Annotated in this window: 20 protein-coding genes; 9 read left to right on the top strand and 11 right to left on the bottom strand. The window is 55.7% G+C overall.

Going from position 1 to position 25,312, the window contains the following annotated elements; translation table 11 throughout:
• Positions 1-74: 74 nt before the first annotated feature.
• A complete protein-coding gene (locus Q0Z94_RS04030) occupies positions 75-2,111 on the top strand; it encodes a cytochrome c biogenesis protein CcdA (RefSeq protein WP_298067737.1) in 2,037 nt (678 codons plus the stop codon).
• Positions 2,112-2,152: 41 nt separating this feature from the next.
• Positions 2,153-2,500, top strand: coding sequence for a hypothetical protein (locus Q0Z94_RS04025; RefSeq protein WP_298067736.1), 348 nt, complete (start codon positions 2,153-2,155; stop codon positions 2,498-2,500).
• A gap of 77 nt (positions 2,501-2,577) precedes the next feature.
• Here the strand turns inward: Q0Z94_RS04025 and Q0Z94_RS04020 are convergent, their stop codons facing one another.
• The gene (locus Q0Z94_RS04020) at positions 2,578-3,567 is read right to left on the bottom strand and encodes a D-2-hydroxyacid dehydrogenase (protein WP_298067735.1); all 990 of its coding nucleotides are present in this window, start codon (positions 3,565-3,567) and stop codon (positions 2,578-2,580) included.
• A 233-nt stretch (positions 3,568-3,800) separates the two neighbouring features.
• Between Q0Z94_RS04020 and Q0Z94_RS04015 the strand changes: the two genes are divergently transcribed.
• Both Q0Z94_RS04015 and Q0Z94_RS04010 read left to right on the top strand, forming a co-directional pair.
• Positions 3,801-4,988 (top strand): ATP-binding protein, encoded by a 1,188-nt coding sequence (locus Q0Z94_RS04015; protein WP_298067734.1) that lies wholly within the window; start codon positions 3,801-3,803, stop codon positions 4,986-4,988.
• Between the two features lie 21 nt (positions 4,989-5,009).
• Positions 5,010-5,291 carry a hypothetical protein gene (locus Q0Z94_RS04010; RefSeq protein ID WP_298067733.1) on the top strand — a complete coding sequence of 94 codons (282 nt, stop codon included), beginning with the start codon at positions 5,010-5,012 and terminating at the stop codon, positions 5,289-5,291.
• 57 nt (positions 5,292-5,348) lie between these two features.
• On the opposite strand, the gene Q0Z94_RS04005 is transcribed toward Q0Z94_RS04010, so the two are convergent.
• The 10 genes from Q0Z94_RS04005 to Q0Z94_RS03960 form a co-directional block, all read right to left on the bottom strand.
• On the bottom strand, positions 5,349-8,099 hold the full coding sequence (locus tag Q0Z94_RS04005; RefSeq protein WP_298067732.1) for a dynamin family protein: 2,751 nt from the start codon (positions 8,097-8,099) through the stop codon (positions 5,349-5,351).
• A 294-nt stretch (positions 8,100-8,393) separates the two neighbouring features.
• A complete protein-coding gene (gene pyk, locus Q0Z94_RS04000) occupies positions 8,394-9,812 on the bottom strand; it encodes a pyruvate kinase (RefSeq protein WP_298067731.1) in 1,419 nt (472 codons plus the stop codon).
• Positions 9,813-10,006: 194 nt separating this feature from the next.
• The gene (locus Q0Z94_RS03995; protein ID WP_298067730.1) at positions 10,007-11,110 is read right to left on the bottom strand and encodes an acyltransferase; all 1,104 of its coding nucleotides are present in this window, start codon (positions 11,108-11,110) and stop codon (positions 10,007-10,009) included.
• 54 nt (positions 11,111-11,164) lie between these two features.
• Positions 11,165-13,249 carry an NAD-dependent epimerase/dehydratase family protein gene (locus tag Q0Z94_RS03990; RefSeq protein WP_298067729.1) on the bottom strand — a complete coding sequence of 695 codons (2,085 nt, stop codon included), beginning with the start codon at positions 13,247-13,249 and terminating at the stop codon, positions 11,165-11,167.
• Positions 13,246-14,511 carry an FAD-dependent oxidoreductase gene (locus tag Q0Z94_RS03985; RefSeq protein WP_298067728.1) on the bottom strand — a complete coding sequence of 422 codons (1,266 nt, stop codon included), beginning with the start codon at positions 14,509-14,511 and terminating at the stop codon, positions 13,246-13,248. The genes Q0Z94_RS03990 and Q0Z94_RS03985 overlap by 4 nt, the downstream gene beginning before the upstream one ends.
• Positions 14,501-15,580, bottom strand: coding sequence for a CDP-glucose 4,6-dehydratase (gene rfbG / locus Q0Z94_RS03980; protein WP_298067727.1), 1,080 nt, complete (start codon positions 15,578-15,580; stop codon positions 14,501-14,503). The genes Q0Z94_RS03985 and rfbG overlap by 11 nt, the downstream gene beginning before the upstream one ends.
• Positions 15,570-16,469, bottom strand: coding sequence for an NAD(P)-dependent oxidoreductase (locus tag Q0Z94_RS03975; RefSeq protein ID WP_298067726.1), 900 nt, complete (start codon positions 16,467-16,469; stop codon positions 15,570-15,572). Before Q0Z94_RS03975 ends, rfbG begins: the two co-directional genes overlap by 11 nt.
• Before the next feature lie 6 nt (positions 16,470-16,475).
• On the bottom strand, positions 16,476-17,255 hold the full coding sequence (rfbF, locus tag Q0Z94_RS03970; protein WP_298067725.1) for a glucose-1-phosphate cytidylyltransferase: 780 nt from the start codon (positions 17,253-17,255) through the stop codon (positions 16,476-16,478).
• Between the two features lie 62 nt (positions 17,256-17,317).
• Positions 17,318-18,394, bottom strand: a complete 1,077-nt coding sequence (locus Q0Z94_RS03965) for a glycosyltransferase (protein WP_298067724.1) — start codon at positions 18,392-18,394, stop codon at positions 17,318-17,320.
• Positions 18,391-19,281 carry a site-specific integrase gene (locus tag Q0Z94_RS03960; RefSeq protein WP_298067723.1) on the bottom strand — a complete coding sequence of 297 codons (891 nt, stop codon included), beginning with the start codon at positions 19,279-19,281 and terminating at the stop codon, positions 18,391-18,393. Before Q0Z94_RS03960 ends, Q0Z94_RS03965 begins: the two co-directional genes overlap by 4 nt.
• A 1,091-nt stretch (positions 19,282-20,372) precedes the next feature.
• Here Q0Z94_RS03960 and Q0Z94_RS03955 point away from each other — a divergent pair.
• The 5 genes from Q0Z94_RS03955 to Q0Z94_RS03935 form a co-directional block, all read left to right on the top strand.
• On the top strand, positions 20,373-20,876 hold the full coding sequence (locus Q0Z94_RS03955) for a division/cell wall cluster transcriptional repressor MraZ (RefSeq protein WP_298067722.1): 504 nt from the start codon (positions 20,373-20,375) through the stop codon (positions 20,874-20,876).
• 15 nt (positions 20,877-20,891) lie between these two features.
• Positions 20,892-21,905 (top strand): 16S rRNA (cytosine(1402)-N(4))-methyltransferase RsmH, encoded by a 1,014-nt coding sequence (rsmH, locus tag Q0Z94_RS03950; RefSeq protein WP_298067721.1) that lies wholly within the window; start codon positions 20,892-20,894, stop codon positions 21,903-21,905.
• Positions 21,902-22,204 carry a hypothetical protein gene (locus Q0Z94_RS03945; protein ID WP_298067720.1) on the top strand — a complete coding sequence of 101 codons (303 nt, stop codon included), beginning with the start codon at positions 21,902-21,904 and terminating at the stop codon, positions 22,202-22,204. Before rsmH ends, Q0Z94_RS03945 begins: the two co-directional genes overlap by 4 nt.
• Before the next feature lie 6 nt (positions 22,205-22,210).
• Positions 22,211-24,349: a penicillin-binding protein gene (locus tag Q0Z94_RS03940; RefSeq protein WP_298067719.1), complete on the top strand. Its 2,139-nt coding sequence runs from the start codon at positions 22,211-22,213 to the stop codon at positions 24,347-24,349.
• A gap of 2 nt (positions 24,350-24,351) precedes the next feature.
• A partial coding sequence (locus Q0Z94_RS03935) for a Mur ligase family protein (RefSeq protein WP_298067718.1) occupies positions 24,352-25,312 on the top strand: 961 nt, incomplete at its 3' end.

Here is a 25,312-nt window from a genome sequence, read left to right as displayed (position 1 = left end):
TATACATACCCGTGCGCCCCCTCTCCGTCAAGAAATTTTTTGCCTTTTTCTTCAAAAAAGTTTATGAACGCCCCATGAAGAAGATACTGGCCCGCATACTCGCTGCTGGAACGCTGTTTGCCGTCCTTGCCGCCCTCGTTTTTTCGTCCGCCGTCCTTCGAGCTGCGGACGAAACGCCGCCGTATCGCTTTCATACCGAGTGGGTAAAGCTCTCCGCGGTGGATGGCAAACAGCTCGCCCCTCCCACGGACAGAAACATTTCCATGGCCGTGCTGTGGCTCATCCCCTCGCCTGGCTACCATACCTACGCCCACGAACCCGGCGACGAAGGAATGCCGCTCTCAGTATCCGCTCAGACTGAAGGAAGCCCGATCTCCGGCGATGAGCTTCAGATCCGCTATGTTCCCGGCGTCAGAAAGGCTCTTCCCGATGGCGGCAGCAGCGTTGTCTACAAGGACGCGACACCCGTCTTTCTGCTCTTCAAGGAAGCGAAAAAATCAGCCGTCACACTTGAAGTTTCGCTTCTGGCCTGTTCCAACGAACACTGCCAGCCCGTCCGCACCCGCATACTTCTGCCCACGGCACCTCCGGAACTGAAAAATGCCGCTCAGCTTCCGTGGTTTGAGGCTCTGAAGAAGAGCCGCGCCGCCGACGCCGATACCTCTTCCGGTGAAGTCCTCACCGAAACTGCTCCTCAGACGAAGGAAGAGTCCGCGGTCTCCCGTTCTGCACTGCTCCCCCAGGCTCATACTTCTGTTCTGCAGCATCGCTCTTCCGGCCTCGACAAACCTTCCGTTCCCGTGCCCACGGGCACGGAAGCTCCAGCGCCCAAAAAAGAACAGAAGCTCTTGCCGCAGCCGCTCAAGGACAGCTTCCATATTGACAGCTGGCTTCGCGCCATCGGTGTAGGACTGCTTGCCGGTCTGCTGCTCAACATCATGCCCTGCGTCCTGCCCGTGCTCACCATGAAGTTTTCCATACTTCTCGCCTCCAGCGATTCTCTTGAGGAGCGCAGGCGCAGCATCCGCGAACACACCCTCTACTTTGCTGCGGGCATCGTGGCCTGGTTCACGCTTCTGGCCGTCATTTCCGGGCTTACAGGTATGCTGTGGGGGCAGCTTTTCCAAAGCAGCGAAGTCATCTTCTTCATGCTGCTCATTGTCTTCTGCATGGGCCTGTCCATGTTCGACGTGTTCCACCTGCCCGTACTTGATCTCCAGCCTGACGGCAGAACTCCGCGTATGCAGGCCTTTACCACAGGACTCTTCACCACGCTGCTTGCCACACCGTGCAGCGGTCCCCTGCTCGGCGGCGTCCTGGCTTGGGGCATGACCAAGCCTCTGCCCGTGCTCATGACCATCTTCGCCTCAACAGGCGTGGGCATGGCTCTGCCCTACCTTCTCATCGCCTGCTTCCCACGGCTTGTCCACTTCCTGCCACGCCCCGGCGCCTGGCTGAGCGTGCTTGAGCGCATCCTGGGGCTTCTGCTCATGGCCACGGCCATCTACCTCTTCTCCCTGCTGCCGCCCGCCCTGCACGTCAAGACTCTCGTCACCCTGCTCGTCGCGGCCACGGCCTCGTGGATCTGGGGGCGCTGGGGCAGTCTGCGCGGTTCCATCACCCGCCGTATGTTCCTGGGAACCTTCGCTTTTCTGGCCATCTTCCTCTGCGGCTTCTGGGCCTTCCTGCCGGCGCAGAAGGAAACCGTGCCCTGGGTGGAATACAGCGAGGAAACCTTTGCTGACTATCTGGGCAAAAAGCCCATGATTGTGGAATTTACCGCCGACTGGTGTCCGACCTGCAAGGTGCTGGAAAGCACCACCCTTTCGGCCCCCACGCTCCTGCCCATCATGGAACAGTACTCTGTGGAGGCCATGAAGGTGGACATGACCTTCAAGGACAAGGCCAAGGAAGACCTGCTCCGCGCCCTGGGCAGCGCAAGCATACCCCTGCTTGCCGTCTTTCCCGCCGGAGAAGGCGCGTATTCTCCCGTCATTTTGCGGGACATCTATACCACCACGGATCTCCATCTGGCGCTGCGCCAGGCTAAGATCCCCCATAAGCGCATGGTGGAGAGGCTGAACCCCGTCAAACTTCTCAGTCAACCCTAGGAACGGCGCTTTTCCTGCCAACCCGCGCACGAGGCCAAGTCATGCACACCATCAAAACGTCGCCCGAATTTGCCGCTCTTTCTGAACTGGAAATCAACGCCGCCCTCGATGCCTACGACGACTCTGTGGAAGAAGAAAACAGCAGCTGCGGCGGCGGGGAAGAAAACGACACACCGCCTGCAAGCCCCGTAGTGGCCGAAGTCTTCCGCCTCATCCACGCCTACACGGAACGCATGAACGAACTCATCGAGGAGGCCAAGGCAGGCCGCCGGGAAGTCTCCGAAACCTTCCTTGCCGACATTCTCGCCTATGAGCCTGAAGTCCCCATCGAACGGATAGCCTTTGATTTCGTGGCCGATGCCGTCCTCGATGAAGAGGACGACGACTGAACATTCTCCCGTCAAGAGACAGTAAAGCCCGCCGCGCTTCCCCTGCACGACGGGCTTTTGTATTTTCCCGGGCATACTTACTCAGCGGCCGTGCGCTTCAGCAGAGCGGCGTTCACCACATTCTGCGGATTCCCGGCAAGAAAACGACGTATGTTTTCCGCAGTGATTTCCGCAATGTTGGACATGGCCCCCGACGTCGCCCAGGCAATGTGCGGCGTGAGCAGCACATTGGGCGCGGTGAGCAGCGGATCGTCGTCCTGCGGCGGCTCTTCTTCCAGCACATCCGCGGCAAAACCCGCAAGATGCCCGCTGTTCAAGGCGTCGGCCACGTCCTTGTCCGACACCACGGGGCCGCGGGACGTGTTGATGAGCAGACTGCCGTTCTTCATGAGAGCGAGCGTCTCCGCGCAGACCAGCCCCCTTGTCTCGGCAGTGAGCGGGCAGTGCAGGGAAAGCACGTCGGAACAGCGGAACAGTTCTTCACGGGAGACAAATTCAAACGGTTCATAGCCGGGTTTGGGCATGGGCCGATGCGCACAGGCGATGACCTTCATTCTGAAGGCATGGCCTATTTCCGCAACACGGCGGCCGAGATCTCCGAAGCCGAAAATGCCCAGAGTCTTTCCGGTCAGCTCAATCTGCGGGGTGAGCCAGTAGCAGAACTCCTGACGCCGGCGCCAATCCCCGCGGCGCACACTCTCGGTGTGCAGTGCGGTGTGGCGGCAGAGTTCCAGAAGCAGCGCGAAGACGTGCTGAGCCACAGCATCGGTTCCGTAGGCAGGCGTGTTGCATACCGGAATGCCCCTCTCTCCCGCAGCCTTCAGATCCACGACGTTCGTACCCGCCGCGGTCACGGCGATGAGCTTCAGCCGGGGCAGACGCTCCAGAAGCCCGGCATCGATGGGTGCCTTGTTAATGACCAGAATGTCGGCGTCCTGCGCGCGCTCGGCAAGCAGTTCCTGCGGGGTGGTTTCGTACATCACCCATTCTCCAAACTCGCCAAGGCGGCTCCAGGGATCGGCGACTCCCATATTCAGAGCGCATCCGTCCAAAATCACTATCTTCATCCTTTTCTCCTTTTCCCTACAGCGAAGCCGCGGCGAAACGACGTTTTCTCAAAGAGGTGCTGTACAGGCGGGCCTCTTGCGCCTGTGAGAACACTGGCCTATATTGAGGACGGCTTCGTCTCCCCGTGTCTTGCGGCAGAAACCGCGTCCAAGCGCAATGATACAGGAAAAGCCCCGCTTTTCAAACCTTGTTTCGCTCCTGCGGAAACCTTCAAGCAACACTTGAGCATCTTATGAATTCCTTCAATGATTACCGCCTGCTGCTGAACAGCCTCGTCATCTTCCGCCGCATACTCTCCGATCCCGTCCTTGTGAAACTCCAGAGGCTTCTCTCCGCTTCCCCCGCCGAGACAGCGGCCTGCATTGACGCGTACTGCGATTTTGCCGCCGAGCTCTTTGCACATACAGACGACTTCAGTGCCTATCTGCTCAAACTTGTGCTGGAAGATGAAAATATCTACATACTCCGGCGCTGCAGCCCGGGTGCAGCCAGCCCTGTTCTTGAAGAATGCCTCACGCACGAACTTGCCGCCCTTCAGGAACTTAGCCTTTTTGATGGCAAAGACATTCGGGAAGCTCTTGCCTTTGACGGCTTTCTGCCTCGCTGGAATACCTCCGCACAGGACTTCGCCCGGGCGTATGCTGAACGCCTCGCGGCCATCCATCAGCGCGGCTACGGCATCTTCGCCAAATACCGCATGTTCACGGTAAAGGACGGGGTTCTTGTGCCGGTGAAACACCCTGACACGCAGACCTTGGAACAGCTCCCCGGCTATGAACGCGAGCGCTCCCGCATCATTGCCAACACCAGGGCGCTGCTGAACGGTCAGCCAGCCAACAACGTGCTGCTGTACGGAGACGCAGGAACGGGGAAAAGCAGCACGGTGAAGGCTATTGTCAACGCCTTTCATGCCGAGGGCCTCCGTCTTATCGAGGTTAAGAAAAACCAGCTCTATCAGATTCCGGACATCGTAGAGACCCTGGGGCGTAACCCGCTGAAATTCATCCTGTTCATCGACGATCTGAGCTTCAGCAGCAACGACGCCGACTTCGCCGCCCTGAAAGCCATTCTGGAAGGCAGCGTCAACGGGCACAGCGGCAACCTCGCAGTGTATGCCACCAGCAACCGCCGCCACCTTATCAAGGAAAGCTGGGAAGACCGAACCGGCTCCGATCTCCATGAATCCGACACGCGCCAGGAACTCATGTCTCTTGCCGCACGCTTCGGCCTCACCGTCACCTTCTCCCGCCCGGACAAGGAACGCTATCTTGAGATCGTCCACATCCTCGCCCGACAGTACCAGCTGGATCTGCCCGAAGCCCAGCTCGACATTCGGGCCGAAGCCCATGCCATCCGCAACGGAGGCCGCAGTCCCCGCGCGGCCAAGCAGTTCATCGAACTCACCAAATCAGGCGTCTAGCCCCACACACGGAGTTCAGCCATGAAAACACCGGCACTTCTTTTCGCTTTCGCTCTGGCTCTGTCCGCCTGTACCAGCACGACAAAAACCGAAAGCATCACCTACGACGCACAGGGAGAACCTGTCGTCACCCAGACCACGGTGGTCAAAAGCAATGATGCGGCCGAAGCTGTGAAGGAATTCGGCAGCGAGGTCAAGGAAGGTGTGGTCTCCGGCTATGAATGGACAAAGGAAAAAACCGTCGGAGGCTACCGCTGGGTCAAGAGGAAATCCGTGCAGACCTATGACGCACTGACGAAATAGCGTCCCCCCCCACACACGGATGCCTCTGACCGCCGTCTGGGGTGCGAACGCCCTCTTTCAGGCATTGCCAAGACTTTGAAGCGCCGTTTCCAGCTCGCCGGACTTCAGCACCAGGCGTTCGGCCTCATTCTGTGCGCCGTCCCGGATCTTTTGCAGAACGCCAAGATAGGTACGCAAAGCCGCCGTTTCTTCGCCAAGCACACTCATGGCAGGGAGAAATCCCGCGTTTACGGCTCTGCTGTATGCTGAAGTCAGCTCTTCCAGATTTTCGCCGAGCACTTCATCCAGTCGGGTGCGCTGTGCCCTGGTCCAGCTTTTTACGGCGGCTTCCTTCCTTTCCAGAAAAATACGGCGGCAGCGCGTTGGACTTCCAAGACGCATCAGCGTCCAGACCACGCTTCCGGCCACAGCTGCGGGCAGGAGTGCCCACCAGCCCATGTTGCCGAGCACTATCCCCACGCCGAGACCAGCGCCGCGCCGTATCATGACGGCCGCGGCCACCAGCCCCAGCTTCTTCATCACGGAATTGGCGTGGAAAAACCAGCGTTCCTGACTGAAGGGCACATCGCTAATCCCCTGAAGTTCACTCTGTCCCGCGGTCACGGCATCCAGACACAGCAGGGAAAGTTCCTCCAGCCGCTGGCCGAACTGGTGCAGCTTCTCGTTCCAGTCGTTCTGCACCTCGCGACGCTCTGCCAGCAGTTCTTCCAGACATTGGCGGGCAATGCGGGGCACGTCCGTCTCGTCAAAGGTTTTCCAGTTTCTGGCCCGGAACATCCCGGAAAAGCCCAGTGCGTCCGCATGACGGCCTGCCGCATCCATGACACGCTGCACTGTCCTTTCCTGCCAGGCGTCAAGGGCGCGTTCCTGCTCCCTGCGCCAGGCGTCCATGTCGATGGCGGCGGAATTCACGATGGCCCACACCTGCTCGGAACACGAATGCAGCACGCCTTCCAGCCGGTCGGCATGACTGCGCAGCAGCTCAATATGCCGGGGATCGGGAAGTTGCGCACCTTCACGCACAAGCATGGCTTCGGCATCCCGTTTGGCGGCCTGCACCAGGGCCAGCCCTTTTTCGCGCAGACGCTCAACCCGTTCGGCGGAAAGGTTCTTGTCTGCGGCGGCGCGTTCGATGAGCGAACACAATTGCCGGAATGCCGCTCCACCGCTCCGCCTGGGGTTTCCGCAGCGCTGTTCCATCGCCTCGCGGGCATTGATCGCCAGAAGCCCCAGCACCTTCATGCCGGAAGCCGCGGCAACGTCCATGAGCATACCAGCCCGCTGCATGGCCTCCTGGCGGCTGTCCTTTTCATTCAGCCGATCCACGCCGGTGACAACGCCGATGACTGAAGCCGCCCGACCCGATTCCGCCAGCTGATGAAGCAGCTCCTGCTCGGACAAGGATTCGGGACGCCGTGCGTCCACAACAAAAACAAGGCAGTCCGCAGACAGGCATTCCTCAAAGGAAAGATAGTTCTGCACGGGATCCGTGGCGTTCAGCCCCGGCGTATCCACGAGCACCAGCCCCTTTTCAAGCAAAGGCGCGGGAAGTACAACGTCCACGGAAGCGGCGAACAGACTGTCCTCTTCCTCCGCAGAAAGAAAGGCTCTTATCCTGTCTTCCGAACGCAGTTCCAACGTCCCGCCCGGCGGACGCGCCCTGGCCATGCGCTGAAGTTTCAGCGCGCTTTCCGGGGAGGACTTCTCCGCTTCAAGGCAGGCCTGAAGGTGTTCGCACTCGTCTTCACCGAGGAAGGAAACCGTTCCGGAAAAAGACGTGCCCCAGCGAAAACGGGCGACCGCCGCAGTCTCCGGAGCGGATTCGCGCACTGGCGAGAGCGCTTTGCCAAGGAGTGCGTTGACGAGTGAACTTTTTCCCCGCTTCCCCTCTCCCACGAGCACGACGGTAAACGGCTGCTCCTCCATGAGGCAGCGCAGCTCCTGCACGTTTGCGGCTGTCTGCCAGGCGCCGCTCTCAAGGGCCGCCTGTTTCAGCGACTCCGCGGCTGTATCGGCGGCACGGAAACGCAGGGCCGCGGCCGAGGGCCTGCGCCGCATCAGGGAAAACAGGCGCTGCCGCTGAAGATCGCTCAGGCAGCGTGCCGCACCCTGATACCGGGAAGCGGCACTGTGAGCCACATCTTCGGCCACACCCCCCCAGCGCTTCCCCGTCTCGGACAGGAAAGAGGACAAGTGCTCCACCTGCCGCTTCCATACCGGCGGGAGAATGTCCCGGCGCTTTTTTCTGGGGACGGCCGCGCCGTTCTCCATGATGACGCCTCGCGTGTCCGCTGCGTCTTCCTCGCCGAAAAGTTCCTTCCAGGCTCCCACGCCGGGCAGACTGTCCACCCCCTTTTTCCAGGTCTCGCCGAGACGTGACTTCCGGCCAGCGGCTTCCGGCAGAGGGAGTTCCAAAATCTCCGCATATTCCGGAGCGAGTTCCCGAAGGGCCTGAACATACGCTTCCGCCCTTTCCGGGGGGAGCGCTGCAAGATCTCCGGCCAGTTCCTGACCGGCGGAAAACTGGGCGGGCGGCAGCGGGTCACGAAGCAGCGCCGCGTGAAAGCGCGTTCTGAGCAGGAAGAACTCGCGGCGCTTCTCCTCATCTGCTTCAGAAGCTGCCAGGGAAGCGTCCTTGGCAGATGCGGGACCGAACACGGCTTCCAGCGCATCCGAAGCCCTTTTCCATGCTTCCGCAGAAAGGCGACCTCCCGGCTGTGCGGCCGAAGCCAGAAGGATGACAAGCCTGTCCCGGGGCGAAAGTTCGGGAGGACTCCCGTCTGGAAGTGCCGGCATAATCGCAGGCATGGAAGCAGCGCTGTTCCTTTCCATCGCTCTGTCCTTAGCTCTTCTTCCTGTTTCGATCCACAGTCAGCCCTCGCTTCCGCCTGACATCGCAGCCGGCAGAGAGAAAGCGTGCGGGCGGTTCCTTCCCTGAGATAGGGGGTACAGAAAAGGATATTTGAGATTTCGCCGTTTTGTCCACTGCTCTTTTCCCCCAAGGGGGAGATTTCAAGCCCCAAGGGAGCTTTTGACGAAAAAGCCCTGCATCGATCGACACAGGGCCATAGTAGCAGGTGTGCCTGCAAAAAGGAAGAAGCCCTACTTGTGGTAGATCTTCACCAGATTGGTGCGGCGGATCTGTTCACCCGATGCGTATTCCCCGGCCGTGATGACGATGTCCTCTCCGGCGGGGAAACGGCTGCTGGCGGCGATGAAGCTCTGGACGCGGCGCAGATGGGAAATGCTGCTGTCGCCGCTGGGCAGGAAGAACGGCTGCACCCCCCAGACGAAGTTCAGGGCGTGTTCCACCACCGTGTTGGGCGTCAGGGCGTAGATTGTCTGCTGCGGACGGTTTTCCGCGAGCATACGCGCCGCACCGCCGGTGACGGAATGGGCCACAATCGCGCAGGCGTTGGTACTCTGTGCAAGCAGGCAGGCGGTATAGGCCAGGAAGCGGGACGTATCCGCATCCTCAGGGCGTATGAAGTTATGCCGGGAAAGCAGGTACTTTTCCGCCTCGTCGGTGATCTTGCGCATGTAGTTCACCGCTTCCACGGGATGATTCCCGGCGGCTGTCTCTTCGGAGAGCATCACGCAGTCCGCGCCGTCGAGAACGGCGTTGGCAACGTCCGTGACCTCGGCGCGGGTAGGAAGAAGAGAGTTCACCATCGAGAGCAGCATCTGCGTGGCCACGATGACGGGCTTGCCCGCGCGGTTGCAGGTGTGGATAATGTGCTTTTGCAGTGCGGGAAGTTCGGGCATGGGGCATTCCACGCCCAAATCGCCGCGGGCCACCATGACGATATCCGTTGCCTTGACGATCTCTTCCAGATTGTCCACGGCCGCGTTCTGGCGCTCGAGCTTGGCGACCACGGGGATGTCGTCGCGCCCGTAGGCGTGGATCAGAGCTTTGAGCTGGAGGACGTCATTCACGGTCTGCACAAAGGAAATAGCCACGGCGTCCACACCGAGTTCCATGCCCAGAGCCAGTTTTTCCCGATCCTGTTCCGTGATGGCGGGCAGCGCCAGAGCCTTGCCGGGCAAGGCCAGTCCTTTGCGGGAGTAAATGGTTCCGGCCTCCAGAGCGATGAGCGAGAAGCGCTCGTTCTCCAGCTTCTCCTCCACGCGGAATTCAAGGCCTCCATCGGCCAGCACCAGCATGTCGCCGGGATTAAGGGCGGCGAGGATGCGGGGATGGTCGAAGGGTATGAAGGGCAGCTCCTCCTTTTCCCTGCGTTCGCGGCCTAGGACGGCCATGTCCCCGCGGTTCAGGGTGATCTTGCCTTCCGGCAGGATGCCCACGCGGATCTTGGGTCCGGGCAGATCCTGCATGATGGTCAGTGGCCGCCCGCATTCCTTTTCCACGTCGCGGATATGGGCAACGACTTCCTTGAAAAACTCGAAATTTCCATGAGAAAAGTTCAGCCGAAAGATGGAAACGCCCGCTTCAGCCATTTGGGCGATGGTTTCCCGGCTGTTGGACGCCGGCCCGATAGTGGCAACAATTTTTGTACGCATGACAAGTCTTCCTTAAAAAAGCGATGCGCGGAGCCGAAAACCACCCGATGATCCCGGCTCCGTGCCTGTATGCGCGAAGTTTGCCCCTTTTTCCCGTAAATGTCGAGAGCGGCAGAATGCGCAAAACAGGCGCTCCAGGGAGGACAAGACTTCCTGACGTGCCTGGATGCACATAAAGAACTAGTTATTGAGGATTATGCGCCGATAATCCATCTTGAATATTTTCCAAAAATACGCTTGATAATATAACCTATGGTAATAATAGTTAATATTGTAATGACAATCAGAAGCACACTTGTCAGTACACATAAAAATGAATTATGATGTGTAAATTTATTGATTAATGGACCTGATAATATAATATATACTTGTAAAACAAAACAATGAAAAAAATACAGGCAAAAAGAATATGATGCAATTGTATCAAGAAGAAACTTTCTTTTATTTATTTTTTCGAGAGCAATATAAAGAATTGGAATAAATATTAATGTTTTTAAATATATAAATGAATGTACAATATTGTCAAAATATCTAAATTTTGGAAACCATACAAGCAAGACAAATATGATCATTTCTAAAATAAAAAATGATACAACCAGTGAAATAAAATTATATTTAAAATGAGGAACAATGATAGTTTTATATTTTGAGAATAGTATTCCAAATATAAAAAAGGGGAAATGATATAAAAATAGCCTTAAAAATACAATATGCCCATTCCAAGTATAATAGAAAAAACCATTTATATTTCTTCCAATAAAAAATGGAATAATAAATAATATACTTGAAATTAATATGAATGTTTTATTATTTAATTTTATAATAAACGGACTAATAAAGAAACATAATAAGCAAAAAGGAATATACCAGAATACAGACTGCCCCCCCCCGAGCAAAATATACATTATAAGATTAAGCATGTCATCAGGAACAGGTTTTAGAGGAATTGCAGTAAACCATCCCGAAAAATTCAAATTAAAACCATAGATACATATTCCTAATATGATAAAGGATGTACATATCATTGGAAAGAATAAATTGCAAACTTTTCTGAACCAGAAAAATCTTAAGTATGGAACACACAGTGATAATTTTTCATGTTCCAAATGATAAAACAAGTAACCACTTATAAATGCAAATATACCTGATGAGGCTCCAAACAGAACATATTTAAAAAGTAATAAAAATTCTGCCTTTGCCTGATTGCTCATCCACAGCGGGTTGAGACAATGCAGAAATATAATAAACAAAATAGTAATGGCACGCATATGATGAATTGTGAAATCAAAAGTTTTCATACCTGCTCCTGTAACGACTACTGTCATCAATGAGTAAATAAAATAATCAACACGCTATCGTGATATGGTGAATATTGGTATACACTTAAATAAATAACAAACGACTTGTCTGTTTGTCCGTACTCTTGTCTTTATCAAAGGAACACCAAAGAGATGATAATATGTTTTTTGAATTAAGTATTTTTTCTTGAACAATGTAATTTTATTAAAAAGTTTTATTTTGAATGTATATTGATTATTTTCTATTGGAGCAGGTCTGAAATAAATATCACAGAACTGAAAAAAATTATTCGTATAGATAAGCAGATTGCAGAGATTTATATCATCCTGGTTATAAACATCAAGAGTCTTGATGTCCTTTTCCATTTTTTCAGCAAGATGTTTGAAACGCAAATAATATCCAGGCATATCTTTATGACAAGGAAAGCATAGTATAAATAGATTGAAAAACATTACTCTTAGCTTCTTCTCCAAATGATACGCTTTTAAATAGTCATACAAATTTTCAAGGCAGTCGGGAATTTCCATATTTTTATAAAGTACGGTGTCGGTCAGAGCTCCATGCTCTGAGAGCATTCTCCTCCAATAACAGGATTGTTTGTATTCTGTTGTATTAATCCCATAAAAGCAACCCATGTGAGCCAGGAGCTTTTGGGCATAGGGAATATTGTCGGTCTGAAAACCGTCAAGAAAGCGTATCTTGTATTTTTGAAGAAACGATGCTCTATACAGCCTCCCCCACATCGGAACATTTGTTTCTAATGTTGTATCCTTATTAATATTATTTAAACTAATATGTCCACCATTTATATTATCACCATATAATATTTTTATATTATTATTAATAATAGTATAATTTATAAAATTGTAATTTACAATAAGCTGATATTCCTTGCCGTCGGGATCCTTTTTGGTCTCTATGGCATCGACCATGCTTTTAATGTACTCTTCTTCCACCCAGTCGTCGGGATCAACAAAACAGATATATTCGCCGGACGCATGATCGAGACCGGCATTACGGCCTCCGCAGAGTTTCCTGTTTTCCTTGAGTGTGACAATTTTGATGCGGTCGTCCTTTGCTGCGTAGCGTTCCAGAATGGCGGCACATCCATCGGGGGAACCGTTGTTCACACAGATGATTTCAAGGTTGGTGTAACTTTGCCGGAGAAGGCTGTCGAGGCATTCTTCCAGATATTCCTCTACGTTGTAAATGCTCAGAAGCACGGACACCAGGCCTTTGGAATATGCCGGCCTGGCCTCTTCCGGCAGGCTGCCGGCCACTATTTCCTGCACGGCGTCCTCCATGGTCCAGACCGGGGTAAAGCCAACTTCCTGATTCAGGCGCACGCAGCTTCCCACAACCACGGTCTGCTGGCTGCTGTCCTGCTCCTCAAAGCGAACAAGGTCTTCCTTATGCATGGCACGGGCCAGGGTCATCACATAATCGTGAATGGACGTGCCCTTTCCCGTGCAGATATTGACGATGCCTTTCGTCTTGCCGTCGAGGAGGCAGGCAAGGGCTGCTCCAGCGTCCTTGACATAGATATAGTCCCGGATCAGGCTTCCACTGCGGATGGTCACCGTTTCGTCACGGTTCAGATGATGGATGACGTCGGCCGTGAGACGCCTGGGGTCACTTTCCCGGCCGTACACGGAAAAGATACGCGCCCAGCCAAAGGACAGGCCCTTGCGGGAGCAGAAGTCCTGTGCGGCATCGCACAGGGAGGACTTGCAGCGGCTGTAGGCATTGATGGGTTCGGCGGGGCGTGATTCTTCCAGCACGCCTTCCTGATATCCGTACTCCGCATAGGTTCCCGCCATGACCACACGTTTCCCGCCATGGCCGGCAAAGGCTTCCAGCAGGTTCACTGATGCTGCAAGAAATTCGTAGTTGCTACTGCCATCGAAGTTTCCAGTACTCTGCCACGCCAGGTGAAGAAGGTATTCCGGCCTGACCTTGGCGAGGATATCTTCCATGGTCTCCCGATCGAACAGGTCGCCCTTCAGCCAGCATACGCCATCGGCAGTTTCGGAACGCTTTGTGGACAGGGCGTACAGCTCGAAGCCACGCTCCTTCAGGAAGGGGATGACGGCGGAACCAATAAGACCGGAGGCCCCGGTGACAAGAACTTTCTTCATGCTGTCTCCCTGCCGTCGGCAAAGGCCTGATGGGTCCAGACGTAGTCCCATTTGCCGAAGCGGCCGATGCTTTCTATGCCGAGGCTTTTGAGGTAATGGCGAACAAGCGCCCTTTTTTCATAAATGCCGGGTGTAAAGGTGATGTTGGCGTATGGCTCGAAACGGATGTCGCAGACGGCGATGTCCTTTTTATCGAACAGGCCCATGCCGGTCATGGCGGTCACGGTCTTTTCCAGGACATCCCCCGCGGGAGGGATGACGGAGCGATGGTCATAGAACACCTCTGCCTGAAGAGCGCTGCAGCCCTCGGGGACGTTGTCGGGCGACTTCAGGTTCGGCGAATAGACGCGGGCGGGCGGGATATCTTCATCATAGATGTAGAACCACAGATGTTTCGCCACATCCGGCCTGTGAAAACCGAGTGAAACCTGATAGCCGCAGGTGTGATGCAGGCCGGAAACTGCCTCACGGACGGCCCGCGGCACGTCATCGAGCATGGTCACGATTTCCGGAAGCGGCAGCGTGGAGATGAGCCTTTCATACCCGGCACTGGAACCATCGGCAAAAGTCACCTCACGCCGTTTCACATCGATGTGCACGACCTTCTTGTTCAGCCGTATGTCCAGCCCTTCCCGGCATCCGTTCAGAATACTGCGGAAACCGCCTTTTCTGGGATAGAACATTTTTTTGGCAAAATAGAAGCACTCGTCCTGCGTCTCGTAGGATCCTTTGAGCACCTGCCTGAGGTCGGGGGAGTACATCCGCACGCCGACCCACCGCGTTTCCAGTTCGGAAGCCTCCACACCCCAATATTTTCTGGTATAGGCAAAGGGAAAGTGCTCCGCAAAATAGCTGCCGTACTGCACGCGCAGCCATTCATCGTATTGGGCGATATCCTCGCAGGACTTTTGCGGACGGGCGATAAAATCGGCGATGATGTTCACCTTTTCGGAGGGTGACAGCGGCGCAAGGTTGTTCTGTGCCGGATGTCTGAGCCAGCAGCCGTGATAGTAGCTGCCGGGAAAAGGAACATGCTCGTACATGCCGTGAGTTCCGGCAAAGAATTTCCTATCCGCCGCATCGGGGGCAAAGGAGAAGTGAACGAACCTGTCGAAACGGAAGCCATTTATGGTAAAATTGCCGCACAGACCGCCCCAGTCGCCATCTTTTTCATAGATGACAGACCGGATTCCGGCTTTCTTTGCGTGATAGCCCGCCGAGATGCCGGCAATGCCTGCGCCGAGAATAAGATTACCGGACAAGGTGTTCTCCGTGTTCCATAATCTGTTTGACACAGAAGTCATACATGTCGTCGGAATGCAGCGCCTGCCTGTACCAGTCTACGGTTTTTTCCACCGCTTCCTGCAGCCCCCAGAGGGCTTCCCAGTCCAGCATGACATAAGCCTTGGTGACGTCCAGATTGAGCAGCGTGTTTTCGTGCACGGCTCCGGGGACGGAAGCGTCCACTACGCGGCCGCGGCCGTAGTAGTCCACAAGACGGCTCACAACTTCAAACACCGTCTTGTTGGCGGAGATATGAGGGCCGAAGTTGAAACTGTCAGCATAACGGACAGGGTCTTCCAGCATTTTTTCACCGAGGCGGAGATACCCGGAAAGGGGTTCCAGCACATGTTCCCAGGGCCTCGTGGCATGGGGACTGCGTATTTCTATATCCTTGCCCGCCTCGATGGATCGTATGCAGTCAGGGATGAGTCGGTTGTCTGACCAGTCGCCCCCACCGATGACGTTACCTGCGCGCACGCTGGCGATGCAGCGCCCGTGTTCTGCATAGTTTTCGGGATTGAAGTAGGATTTGCGGTACGAGGAAATCATGAGCTCGGCACAGCCCTTGGAGGAAGAGTAAGGATCGTAGCCGCCCATGCGATCCGTTTCCTTGTACCCCCAGATCTGTTCGACGTTTTCATAGCATTTGTCAGACGTGATCATGATGACGTTCTTCACGCAGGCATGGCGGCGGACGCATTCCAGGACGTTCAGAGAGCCCAGGAGATTGGTTTCATAGGTTTGGCGCGGTAACTGATAGGCCGTGCGGACAAGCGCCTGGGCAGCCAGATGGAAGATGAACTCGGGCTGGTATTGTTCAACAGCGGCGTTCAGCTCTTCGAAATCGCGAATGTCGCCCCTCAGGTCGGCATAGAGTTTCTCATGCAGGCGGCACGCGGAAAAATTGCCTTTTTCCGAGGAAGGATCCTGGGCATACCCCACCACCTTCGCACCCATCATGGTCAGCCAGATGGACAGCCATGATCCCTTGAACCCGGTATGACCCGTGACCAGTACGGTTTTTCCCTTATAGCAATCATGATACATACTGCTTTCTCCACCACGCTATGGTTTGTTTCAATCCGTCTTGCAGAGAAACGCGGGGAGCCCAGCCGAGACTCCTGAGTTTCTGGTTAGAGCCCACGATGAGGGGAAATTCGAGAGCTCCGGGGATCGCCCCCCAGAGCACGTTCCCATGAAAGCTGGTGAGTTCGACAAGGCTTTCAACGATGGAACGCAGACGAACGGGTGTACCGGAACAGATGTTCACGGCTCCAGCGGCGTCGCTTTCAAACACCTCGACTATGCCCGCGGCAGTATCCGCGACATGAAGGTAATCCTGTATCTGAAGGCATTCGCTTACCTTGATGTCTTCGCCCCGGAGGGCAGAAAGAATCACGCTGGGCACGAGGCGCGACGTTCTTTCCCCCGGCCCGTAAAGGTTGAACACCCGCGGCCATTTGAAGGTCATCCCGTGCTGACCGCAGAAGGCCTGCGCAGTGTGGTACAGCGCGGCCTTGCACTGCCCATGCAGGGAAGCGTTGTTCAGAGGTGTTTTTTCTTCCGAAAGGCAGCCGAAGGAAAAATCGTATTCGGAAACGGTTCCGTTGGCCTGAAATATCCTGCCGCCTGCCTGCTGGAAGCAGCGCAGAAGGTGCAGGGAGACAGCGAGCCAGTCCATGTTGATGTCGTGAACATGGCATTTGGGGCCGAGATACCAGGCAAGATGCAGCATGGCTTCAAAGCTGTTCGCACTGAAAAAGCGTTCCACTGCGGAAAGATCGAGCAGATCAAGGTTAACCTGTGTCAGGCTTTCATGCTGCGGCAGCATACTTTTTCGGGAAATGCCCGTTACCCTCCAGCCTCGGGACAACAGTTCTTTCGTGACTGCCGTTCCGATAAAACCGGTATAGCCTGTAACCAGTACGTCACTCATCTGGAACTACTCCCACACTTTCCACGGAGCCTTGCCCGAATCCCACATTTCGTTGAGTTCTATCTTGTCTTTGAGCATGTCCATGGGATGCCAGAATCCGCCGTGCTTGTAGGCCTTGAGTTCTCCGTCACGGGCAAGCCCCATGAGAGGAGTACGTTCCCAGACGGTCCTGTCGCCCTCGGTGATGTAGTCGAAAACTTTTGGTTCCAGCACGAAGAAGCCCGCGTTGATCCAGGCGGAAGAGGCAGTCCTGGGCTTTTCCTGGAAGGAACGGATGGTGCTGCTTTCGTCCACGTCCAGCACCCCGAAACGGCCCTGCGGCTGTACGGCGGTGAGAGTGGCAAGGCGCTTGCCCTTCTTGTGGAAGTTCACCAGCTCGGCGATGTTCACGTTGGAAACGCCATCGCCGTAAGTGAGCATGAAGGTGTCGTCTTCGAGGATTTCCTGCGCCCGCTTGATGCGTCCGCCGGTGAAAGTTTTCAGACCGGTATCCAGCAGCGTCACCTTCCAGGGTTCCACGCGTTTTTCATGCACGGTGACGCTGTTGCTTGCGATGTCGAAGGTTACATCGGAATTGTTCATGAAGTAATTCATGAAATATTCCTTGATGTACTCGTGCTTGTACCCGCACAGCACCACAAAGTCATTGAACCCGTAATGGGAATAGATCTTCATGATGTGCCAGAGAATGGGCTTTCCGCCTATCTCGACCATGGGTTTTGGGCGTATGTTCGTTTCTTCCCCAAGCCTTGTGCCGAAGCCCCCAGCCAGAATCGCTACTTTCATAATGTCTCCAATGTGATGGCTGAATGTTTGCAAAAATATTTATAACAATGCTGTAAGGCATATTAACTATGTTTGTTTCTTTTCCAGTGTGCAATTTCCATGGAAAAAAGACACACTATTTTCATATTGTTCCGGTTGCCAATATAGAAAAATTTTTCCAGACCTCTCAGGGTATGAAGCATGGTGACATCTTTTCCCGGGAATCGTCCTGTGCGTATACTCAATCTTCCTTTCTTCAGGTCATTGAGCAATCTGCTTTTTGGTTCCAGCTCCCAGAGATGCAGTGAACGGGCCAGCTCATACACCAGCCCCGGCCGTTCCCATGCCTGACAGATTTTTATGGCTGCGCGTAAATAAAAAATACAGAATTGTTCAAAAAGGGCCTGTTTTTCCGGCAGTAGTTTCCATGTCAGCCAGAAGGAATGGATAACCTCAAGAATACGGATATAATCGAAAGCCATGCCGTTCCTGTTCGCCTTGACCAGCCCGGTAAGAGAGTCGGCCCTGCGCAGGTAGCGATAGAATTTTTTCTGAACGAAGCGCACCTTGCGATGCAGGGAAAAGAAATTGATAACGAAGGCGTTATCTTCAAAGCATACGCCTTCGGGAAAACGAAGATGGATGCTTTTGATCTTTTCCCGCAGAAAAAGCTTGTCCCATACCACCATGGAAAAACGGGAAAGTTCGTCATCGTTCACTGTGGTGACGCCGGAAGTGGCCAGCTCAAAATAACCGGAGTGTACAGGTTTCAGGGACTTTCCATCCCTGATGAATTCTTCCGCACTGAAGTATAGGGCATCCTCATCGCCGGCATGAGCCAAAAGCGTTTCGTACATCCCGGGCAGGATTTCATCGTCGCTGTCCACAAAGGAAACCCACGTTCCTTTTGCCGAGTCCAGTCCGGCGTTGCGCGCAGCGGAGACACCGTGGTTGTCCTGTGCAAGAACGTTTATGCGGGCATCCTTTGCAGCATATTCACGGAGAATGGACAATGAGGAATCCGTGGAGCCATCGTCGATGCAGAGAATCTCCATATCGTGAAAGGATTGATTGAGGACACTGTCCAGACATCGCTTCAGATACTTCTCGACATTATAGACGGGAATGATGACGGAAATGGCGGGAGTATGGTTTTTCATGGTTTTCCTGCATGATTGACGGCTGTATACTTTTCGGCCAACGCCTCCGGTCGGTAATGTCCCATGATATGACGCAGTTCCGATCGCTGAATCCCTATGTTTATGAGAAAGTGCGCGAAGCAGTGTCTGAGGTCCTGGAGACGCAGTTCAGGATGCCCGAACTCATCGCGCAGCTGATACCAGTCGCGGGTGATGTAGGTGAGATGCGTCCCCAGGCTCGTGAAGAACAGCCACGGGATGCCCTCGCGCCGCGGCAGTTTTTCAATAAACTTCTGCGCTTCGCTGTTCAGCGGGATCAGCCGCTGCCGTCCGGTAAAGTTCGCGGTCACGGTGAGGACGCCGCGGGCAAGGTCCACGTCTTCCCAGCGAAGGCCGAGAATTTCGGACTTGCAGGCTCCGGTGAGAATCATCAGATAGATGGCGTTGGCCGAGGACCAGTACGGGTACTTCCTGAGGATGCCGAGGAGCCGGTCAAGCTCGGAAGAGCTGAGCAACACAGGACTACGGCCTTGATCCGTGGATACCCTGAGCGACCTGGGCGCCTTGAGCGCCCTGTCCTCGGGCAGGTATCCCCAGCGCGCGGCGCAGTTCATGATGTATTTGGCCAGCCAGTACTGGCGGACACAGGTACTGTGCGCAAGCCCGCTTTGGCTGAGAGCATCAATCCAGCCCTGGAGTGTCTCGGCGGTAATGTCGGAGAGCCGGTACCCGCCAAGATAGGGCAGAATATGCCGCTGCAGGTTGCCGCGATCCACCTTCCAGCTGCGCTTGTTCTGCTGGACAAAAGGCAGATAGCGCTCCTGGACAAAGTTGTTGAACAGCGGAGCCGCATTCAGCACGGTGTTCGATTCGGCGGCCGGAACGCCGCCCTTGGTCTCGCGTACCATAAATCCATCACCCTTTGCGTATGTTCACTTCATTGACAGATATAGTGTCGATGAGTACCGAAATGGCCGGACTTAAATTTTATAATACGTTGAATTTATAGAATATTTTTTTCTTGAAACTGGCGGCAACGTGTACCGAAAAAATTTCTTGCTAAAAGAGGCTCTTTTGGGTATGAATTACCAACAATTCGTTGACACTATATCTGTTGATGAATCCCTGCGGCTTCAGGGGTTTATCGACACTATATCTGTCAACGAATCCTTGCGCTGTAAGCCTTGGCGCACCCAGTTTAAAACGTGTCTCTTCGGCTTCTCAAAAAATCCACTTTCCTTTTTTTGGCCGGCATTTGGCGAACGGTGGTCGCGTTTGTCCGGCTTTGCCCGCGGCGCATCTTTGCGGCCTACGAGCCGGGAAGGGCGGGATCGCGCCTCGTGCAGTTTCGCTGCCCTCGGTCGCACTCCGCATGTCCTTACTTCCACTCGATTTCTCCCCGTTTCGGTGGCGTATCCATGTTTGCCGGCAAAGCCGGACAAACACGCCGACCGCGCTCTCTGTTCGCTGCCGCTCGCTGCTCTGCAAGGTTGAGGAAGGGGGAAACCTTTCCTTATCCGCCGGAGACATTGCGTGTGCATCGTTGAAAGCGAGAGGCAGGGCCTACCACCTTTTCCCACTACTTTGACTGTCCGTCTGCCGGAAACGCCGCAACGTACCCATACGGCGATCTAAGCGCAGCGCCCCGCACCGGTACATTTTCCCTTCCGCCATCTCCCTTCTCTCACGCCTTCTCCTTTCGCCTCCGTCCGCTCTTGTGCGCATCGCCTTGGAGGACTCTCCCCTTTTCCCTCCCGTTCTCCTGCCACGGCTCCTTTGAGGCTGGGTTCCACCGCCAGGCTTCCCGGCGTTCCATGCAACGGGTCTTTCCCAACCCTGCGCGGCGACCTTGTTGAAAGTCGCAAGCACGCCCACAGAACGAGCCTTTCCGGAACATTTTTGAACTTTCTCGGAAAATGCGCGGGAAAACCGGATTCACCTCTTGACGGAAGATGGCTTTGGGGGCAAAAGTGGGAAAAAGTGGTAGAGAGTGGAGCACATGATCTTCAGAGGCAGATTCTCACGCAGTCTGGATCCAAAGGGCCGTCTCATGCTGCCGCCGGAATTTCGCGATGCCCTGTTGCTGCAAACGTCTGGGACACACGAAAAGGCGGGGGCTGAAGCCGTCTCTGAGGCTATTACTGAAGCCGGGGTCTTCGTTCTCACCACCTACGACAGCTGTCTCGTTGCCTTCTCGTGGAAGGACTGGACGGAGCTGGAAGAAAAATTCATGCGCATCCCCAACCCGTCGCCCCGTGCCCGTGCTTTCCGCAGGCTCGTCATTGGCGGAGCGGAGAAGCAGAAGGCAGACACCCACGGACGCATCCTCCTCTCTCCCGATCATCGCGCCTACGCTGGTCTGGACAGGGAAGCCGTGGTGCTCGGTCTCGTGGATCGCTTTGAAATCTGGAACCCTGCCGCCCTGCGGGCCTCCATGACGCCCGACAATCTGGAAGGCGTCACGGAAGAGCTGGCTGCCAGCGGCATTGATTTCTCCCTCTAACCTTCATGACGCACCATGTTTTCCGCCCCGAACGCCACGCCCGCCACCGCCGCCCACGTCTCCGTGCTCCTCGATGAGGTACTCGCGGGGCTGAATCTGCGTGCAGGCGGACGCTATCTGGACGGGACACTGGGGCTGGGAGGACATTCCGCCGCCCTTATGGAACGCACGCAGGGCAGGGCATGGCTGTGCGGAATCGACCGCGACCCGCAGGCCCTGGAACGCGCCGCAGCGCGGCTTGCCCCCTACGCCGGGCACTGCCGCCTTTTTGCCTCGGAATACGCCTCCTTTCCCGCTGCGCTGGACGCACTGGGCTGGGAACACATCGATGGCGCACTGCTCGACCTTGGCGTTTCTTCCCTTCAGCTCGACGTAACCGAGCGCGGCTTTTCGCTGCGCGGCAACGCCCCGCTGGATATGCGCATGGACATGGGCACTCTCTCCCGCAAAGATCGTGAACCCTGGCTGGAATCCGCCTGGACGGTAGTGAACCATGCCGACATTCACGACCTGCGCCGCATTATCGAAATGTACGGGGAAGACCCGCAAGCAAAGCGCATAGCCCGTGCCATCGTCGAGGCCAGGCAGAGTACGCCCATCGAAACGACCGGGCAGCTTGCGGACATTGTTTCCCAAGCCTATCCCGCACACTGGCGCGCCGAAGCACGCAGCCACCCCGCCACCCGCACCTTTCAGGCCATACGCATGGCCGTAAACGACGAACTTGGGCAGCTGGAACGCTTTCTTGACGCCATTCTGCCCCGTCTTGCCGTGGGAGGCCGGCTCGCCGTCATCTCCTTCCATTCTCTGGAAGACCGTCTCGTCAAGCAGCGCTTCCGCACCTGGAGCACGGACTGCCTGTGTCCGCCCCATCTGCCCCGCTGCATGTGCGGCCATCACGCCGAAGCCAGACTCATCACCAAAAAACCCGTGGTTCCCGGCAGAGAGGAACTGCGGGACAATCCCCGTTCCGGCAGCGCCCGGCTCCGCATCGTGGAAAAGCTGCCGCCCTACAAGGAGCTGTCATGAAATCCTACGTTGCCACACTCGGTTCCGGAGGCTGGTTCCTCATGCTCATCCTGTCCGTCATGTTCAGCATCATGCTGGGCATGGCTCTTACCTGGCTGAGTATCGACGGGAACGACACGGCCTACTCCATTCAAAGAATACTTCGGCAGAAGGACGCCGCCCTCGCCCACATCGCAAAACTTGAAGTGGAACGCGACAGTCTGCTCTCTCCCTACGCCCTTGGCAAAACCGCTGAAGAAATGGGCATGAGCATGGCCGACCCCGGCCAGATCCGCCGCCTTAAAGCCGCACAGAAGTAACCTGCCATGCGTGAGCGGTCGTCCTTCAGCCTTTCTTCTTCCTCCGGAAGACGGCGCTCCAATCGCCGCCGCCCTGTCGGTACGCCTTCAGCCTCCGGCAAGGGGCTGTTTTCGCGCCTGCGCAGCGCCTGGGCATGGCTGATCGCTCAGCGTTTCCACTATGCGGCCGTTCTTTTCGTGATCGTCTGGTTTCTGCTCTGGTTCCGCGCCCTTCAGGTGCAGATCGTACTCGGCCCCGAATATAAGATGTATGCGGATCAGCAGCATTCCCGTACCGAGACCATCGAAGGCGAACGCGGGAACATCCTCGACCGCAACGGCCGCATCCTCGCCCGGAGTGTCTACTGTCAATCCGTCTACGCCAATCCCCGCATCATGCAGGACATCGACGATGCGGCAAAACGGCTGGCCCCCATTCTCAAACGCAGCGTCGCTGACCTGACCGCCATTTTCAGCAAAGACCGCTCCTACATCTGGCTGAAACGCAAGGTGGACGACGCCACCGCAGCCGCCATCGAAAAAGAGGCCATTCCCGGCATTATCCTTTCCCGCGAATATGAACGCGTCTATCCCTACAGGCATCTTGCCGGACAGCTCCTTGGCTTTGTAGGCATAGACAATCATGGACTGGAAGGCGTGGAACTTGCCTGTGACAAGACTCTCCACGGAACCCGCGTCAAAAGCCGCCTCTCAAGAAATGCGGCCGAAAGCCTCCTCAGCGGACAGCAGCTTTCCCGCGAGGAACAGCGCGGCGAAGATGTTTCCCTCACCATCGACGTCCAGATACAGTTCATCGCCGAAGATGTGCTTCAGAAGGCCGTGCAGGACTGCAAGGCCAAGTGGGGCGGCGTCCTTGTAGCAGACTCCCGTAGCGGAGAAATTCTGGCATGGGCACAGTACCCCTTCTTCAATCCGAACAATTACCGCGAATCCAGCTTTGACCTCTATCGCAACCGTCTCGCAGGCGACAGCATGGAACCGGGTTCCACCTTCAAACCCTTTCTCATGGCCTCCGCACTCGAAGAAAAAGCCATCGAACCTTCGACTGTCATTTTTTGCGAAAACGGCATCTGGCGCACCAAATACGCCAATATCCGCGATGACACCCATGCCTTCGGGAATCTTACGGCCACGGAGGTAATCTCGCGTTCCAGCAACATAGGCGTGGCCAAAATCGCGCTCCAGCTCGGCGTACCGAAATTCTACTCCTACCTGTCACAGCTGAATTTCGGTCAGCGCACGGGCATAGGCATACACGAAGCCAAAGGCATCCTGCGCAAACCCCGTGACTGGAGTGAGCTTGACCTCATGTCTTCGGCCTTCGGGCAGAGCGTGTCCGTAACCGGCATACAGATGCTGCAGGGCTATACCGTCCTCGCCAACGGCGGAGAATTTCGTCCCCTGCGGCTCATCATGGACAGGGAAGGATCCTCCTCGAACGTGGAACACTCCCAGCGCATCTTCAGTAAAAAGGCCACCCGTGATGTTCTGAAAATGATGGAAGAAGTCGTGGACGGCGGCGGCACGGGTTCCCGCGCCCGCATCCCCGGTGTGCGCGTGGCCGGAAAGACCGGCACGGCACAGAAGGCCGCCAAGAACAACAAGGGCTATTCCAACAAGCGCCTGGCCTCATTCGGCGGTATCGTCCCGGCCGACAATCCGCGCTACGTCATCTACGTCATGATCGACGAACCCTCCACCACGAGTTACGGCGGGGTGGTCTCAGCGCCGGTATTCCAGCAGGTCGCCGCCCGCACACTGGCTTACAGCGGTTATCTTCCGGACGTGATCTTCGATCAGACGCAGACGGACAAAAAGATCTCCTCCGTCAATCCCGTCCAGAGAAAAAAGGACGAAATCTACCTTGCCAACCTGGCGAAATACCGTGCTGCACAGGCAAAAAAAGCACGGCAGCAGCAGAAGGCCCAGGCCGCAGCGGGCATCATGCCCGATGTTCAGGGCCTGAGTCTGCGCAGAGCCATGGAAGCCTGCGCAGAGCTGGGTATACTCCCCTCCGTGTCCGGGGAAGGTTCCTTCGTGGTGAAACAGGATCCCGCCCCGGGCGCATCTCTTGGTGAAAGTACCTCCTGCACAGTGTGGCTGTCCGACACTCCCGCCGCCATGGAAACATCATTAAAGGAGTGACCATGCTCATCCATCCTTCCTTGCTGTGTGAAAAGCTGCGCAACAGACGCCTTGAACTACGGATCGATTCCCGCAAGGTAAGTACAGGCGATGTCTTTGTCGCTCTGCCTCCCGCTGTACCCGGTCAGCCCGACCGAAGAGCGGAATACATCCGCATGGCCCTTGAAAACGGAGCCTCGTGCATCGTCACCTCCCAGGAAGAGGCTGCAAAACTGGGCATCGACCTTGTCGCCGACACCCGCGAATGGTGTCTTACGCAAGACACACGGGCGGAACTCGGCGCACTTGCCGGAGCGTACTTCGGCACGGAAGCTTTGAAATTACCCGTCATCGGCGTGACCGGAACCAACGGCAAGACCACCTGCGCCTACCTCCTCGAACATCTCTACCGCTCCAAAGGCCTGGCCGCGGGCGTTCTTGGAACCATCAGCTACCGCTGGCCCGGGCACGCTCAGCCTGCGCCGCTCACCACGCCCGACTGCCTGACCATACACCGCTCCCTCGCAGCCATGCGCGACGCCGGAGCGAGTGCCGCGATCATGGAAGTGTCTTCCCACTCCATCGATCAGAAGCGCATAGCGGGCATTCCGTACAGCGCCGCTGCCTTCACCAACCTCACGCAGGATCATCTGGACTACCACAAGACCATGGAGTCCTATTTTCAGGCCAAACGCGCCCTCTTTGCGGACTTCCCTCTGGCGGACAAGCGCATGGTTGTGAACGCCGACGATGAATACGGCCGGCGTCTGCTTGACGAATTTCCGCGGGCTCTGGGCGTTGGCATACGCTATCCCCTTGCCGGACGCCCCTTCCTGCTCGCCGATATTCTGAAGGCCGATACCTCCGGACTGGAACTGCATTTTTCCTGGCAGGATGAAAGAAAGGAACGCCTCGGCTGGCGCCTGCACAGTCCGCTGGTCGGTCTGCACAACGCCAGCAATCTGCTTGTGGTCAGCGGCCTTG

This window comes from uncultured Mailhella sp., assembly GCF_947631555.1.
GTDB lineage: Bacteria > Desulfobacterota > Desulfovibrionia > Desulfovibrionales > Desulfovibrionaceae > Mailhella.
This window is presented reverse-complemented; position numbering and strand designations above follow the sequence as displayed.

Excerpts from the sequence above, each read along its gene's own strand:
- Q0Z94_RS03955 (WP_298067722.1), top strand. The coding sequence starts at position 20,373 with ATGATCTTCAGAGGCAGATTCTCACGCAGTCTGGATCCAAAGGGCCGT.
- rfbF (WP_298067725.1), bottom strand. The coding sequence starts at position 17,255 with ATGAAAGTAGCGATTCTGGCTGGGGGCTTCGGCACAAGGCTTGGGGAA.
- Q0Z94_RS03945 (WP_298067720.1), top strand. The coding sequence starts at position 21,902 with ATGAAATCCTACGTTGCCACACTCGGTTCCGGAGGCTGGTTCCTCATG.
- rfbG (WP_298067727.1), bottom strand. The coding sequence starts at position 15,580 with ATGTATCATGATTGCTATAAGGGAAAAACCGTACTGGTCACGGGTCAT.
- pyk (WP_298067731.1), bottom strand. The coding sequence starts at position 9,812 with ATGCGTACAAAAATTGTTGCCACTATCGGGCCGGCGTCCAACAGCCGG.
- Q0Z94_RS04010 (WP_298067733.1), top strand. The coding sequence starts at position 5,010 with ATGAAAACACCGGCACTTCTTTTCGCTTTCGCTCTGGCTCTGTCCGCC.
- Q0Z94_RS04025 (WP_298067736.1), top strand. The coding sequence starts at position 2,153 with ATGCACACCATCAAAACGTCGCCCGAATTTGCCGCTCTTTCTGAACTG.
- Q0Z94_RS03990 (WP_298067729.1), bottom strand. The coding sequence starts at position 13,249 with ATGAAGAAAGTTCTTGTCACCGGGGCCTCCGGTCTTATTGGTTCCGCC.
- Q0Z94_RS03975 (WP_298067726.1), bottom strand. The coding sequence starts at position 16,469 with ATGAGTGACGTACTGGTTACAGGCTATACCGGTTTTATCGGAACGGCA.
- Q0Z94_RS03995 (WP_298067730.1), bottom strand. The coding sequence starts at position 11,110 with ATGAAAACTTTTGATTTCACAATTCATCATATGCGTGCCATTACTATT.
- Q0Z94_RS04030 (WP_298067737.1), top strand. The coding sequence starts at position 75 with ATGAAGAAGATACTGGCCCGCATACTCGCTGCTGGAACGCTGTTTGCC.
- Q0Z94_RS04015 (WP_298067734.1), top strand. The coding sequence starts at position 3,801 with ATGAATTCCTTCAATGATTACCGCCTGCTGCTGAACAGCCTCGTCATC.
- Q0Z94_RS03960 (WP_298067723.1), bottom strand. The coding sequence starts at position 19,281 with ATGGTACGCGAGACCAAGGGCGGCGTTCCGGCCGCCGAATCGAACACC.
- Q0Z94_RS04005 (WP_298067732.1), bottom strand. The coding sequence starts at position 8,099 with ATGCCTGCGATTATGCCGGCACTTCCAGACGGGAGTCCTCCCGAACTT.
- Q0Z94_RS03965 (WP_298067724.1), bottom strand. The coding sequence starts at position 18,394 with ATGAAAAACCATACTCCCGCCATTTCCGTCATCATTCCCGTCTATAAT.
- Q0Z94_RS03940 (WP_298067719.1), top strand. The coding sequence starts at position 22,211 with ATGCGTGAGCGGTCGTCCTTCAGCCTTTCTTCTTCCTCCGGAAGACGG.
- Q0Z94_RS04020 (WP_298067735.1), bottom strand. The coding sequence starts at position 3,567 with ATGAAGATAGTGATTTTGGACGGATGCGCTCTGAATATGGGAGTCGCC.
- rsmH (WP_298067721.1), top strand. The coding sequence starts at position 20,892 with ATGTTTTCCGCCCCGAACGCCACGCCCGCCACCGCCGCCCACGTCTCC.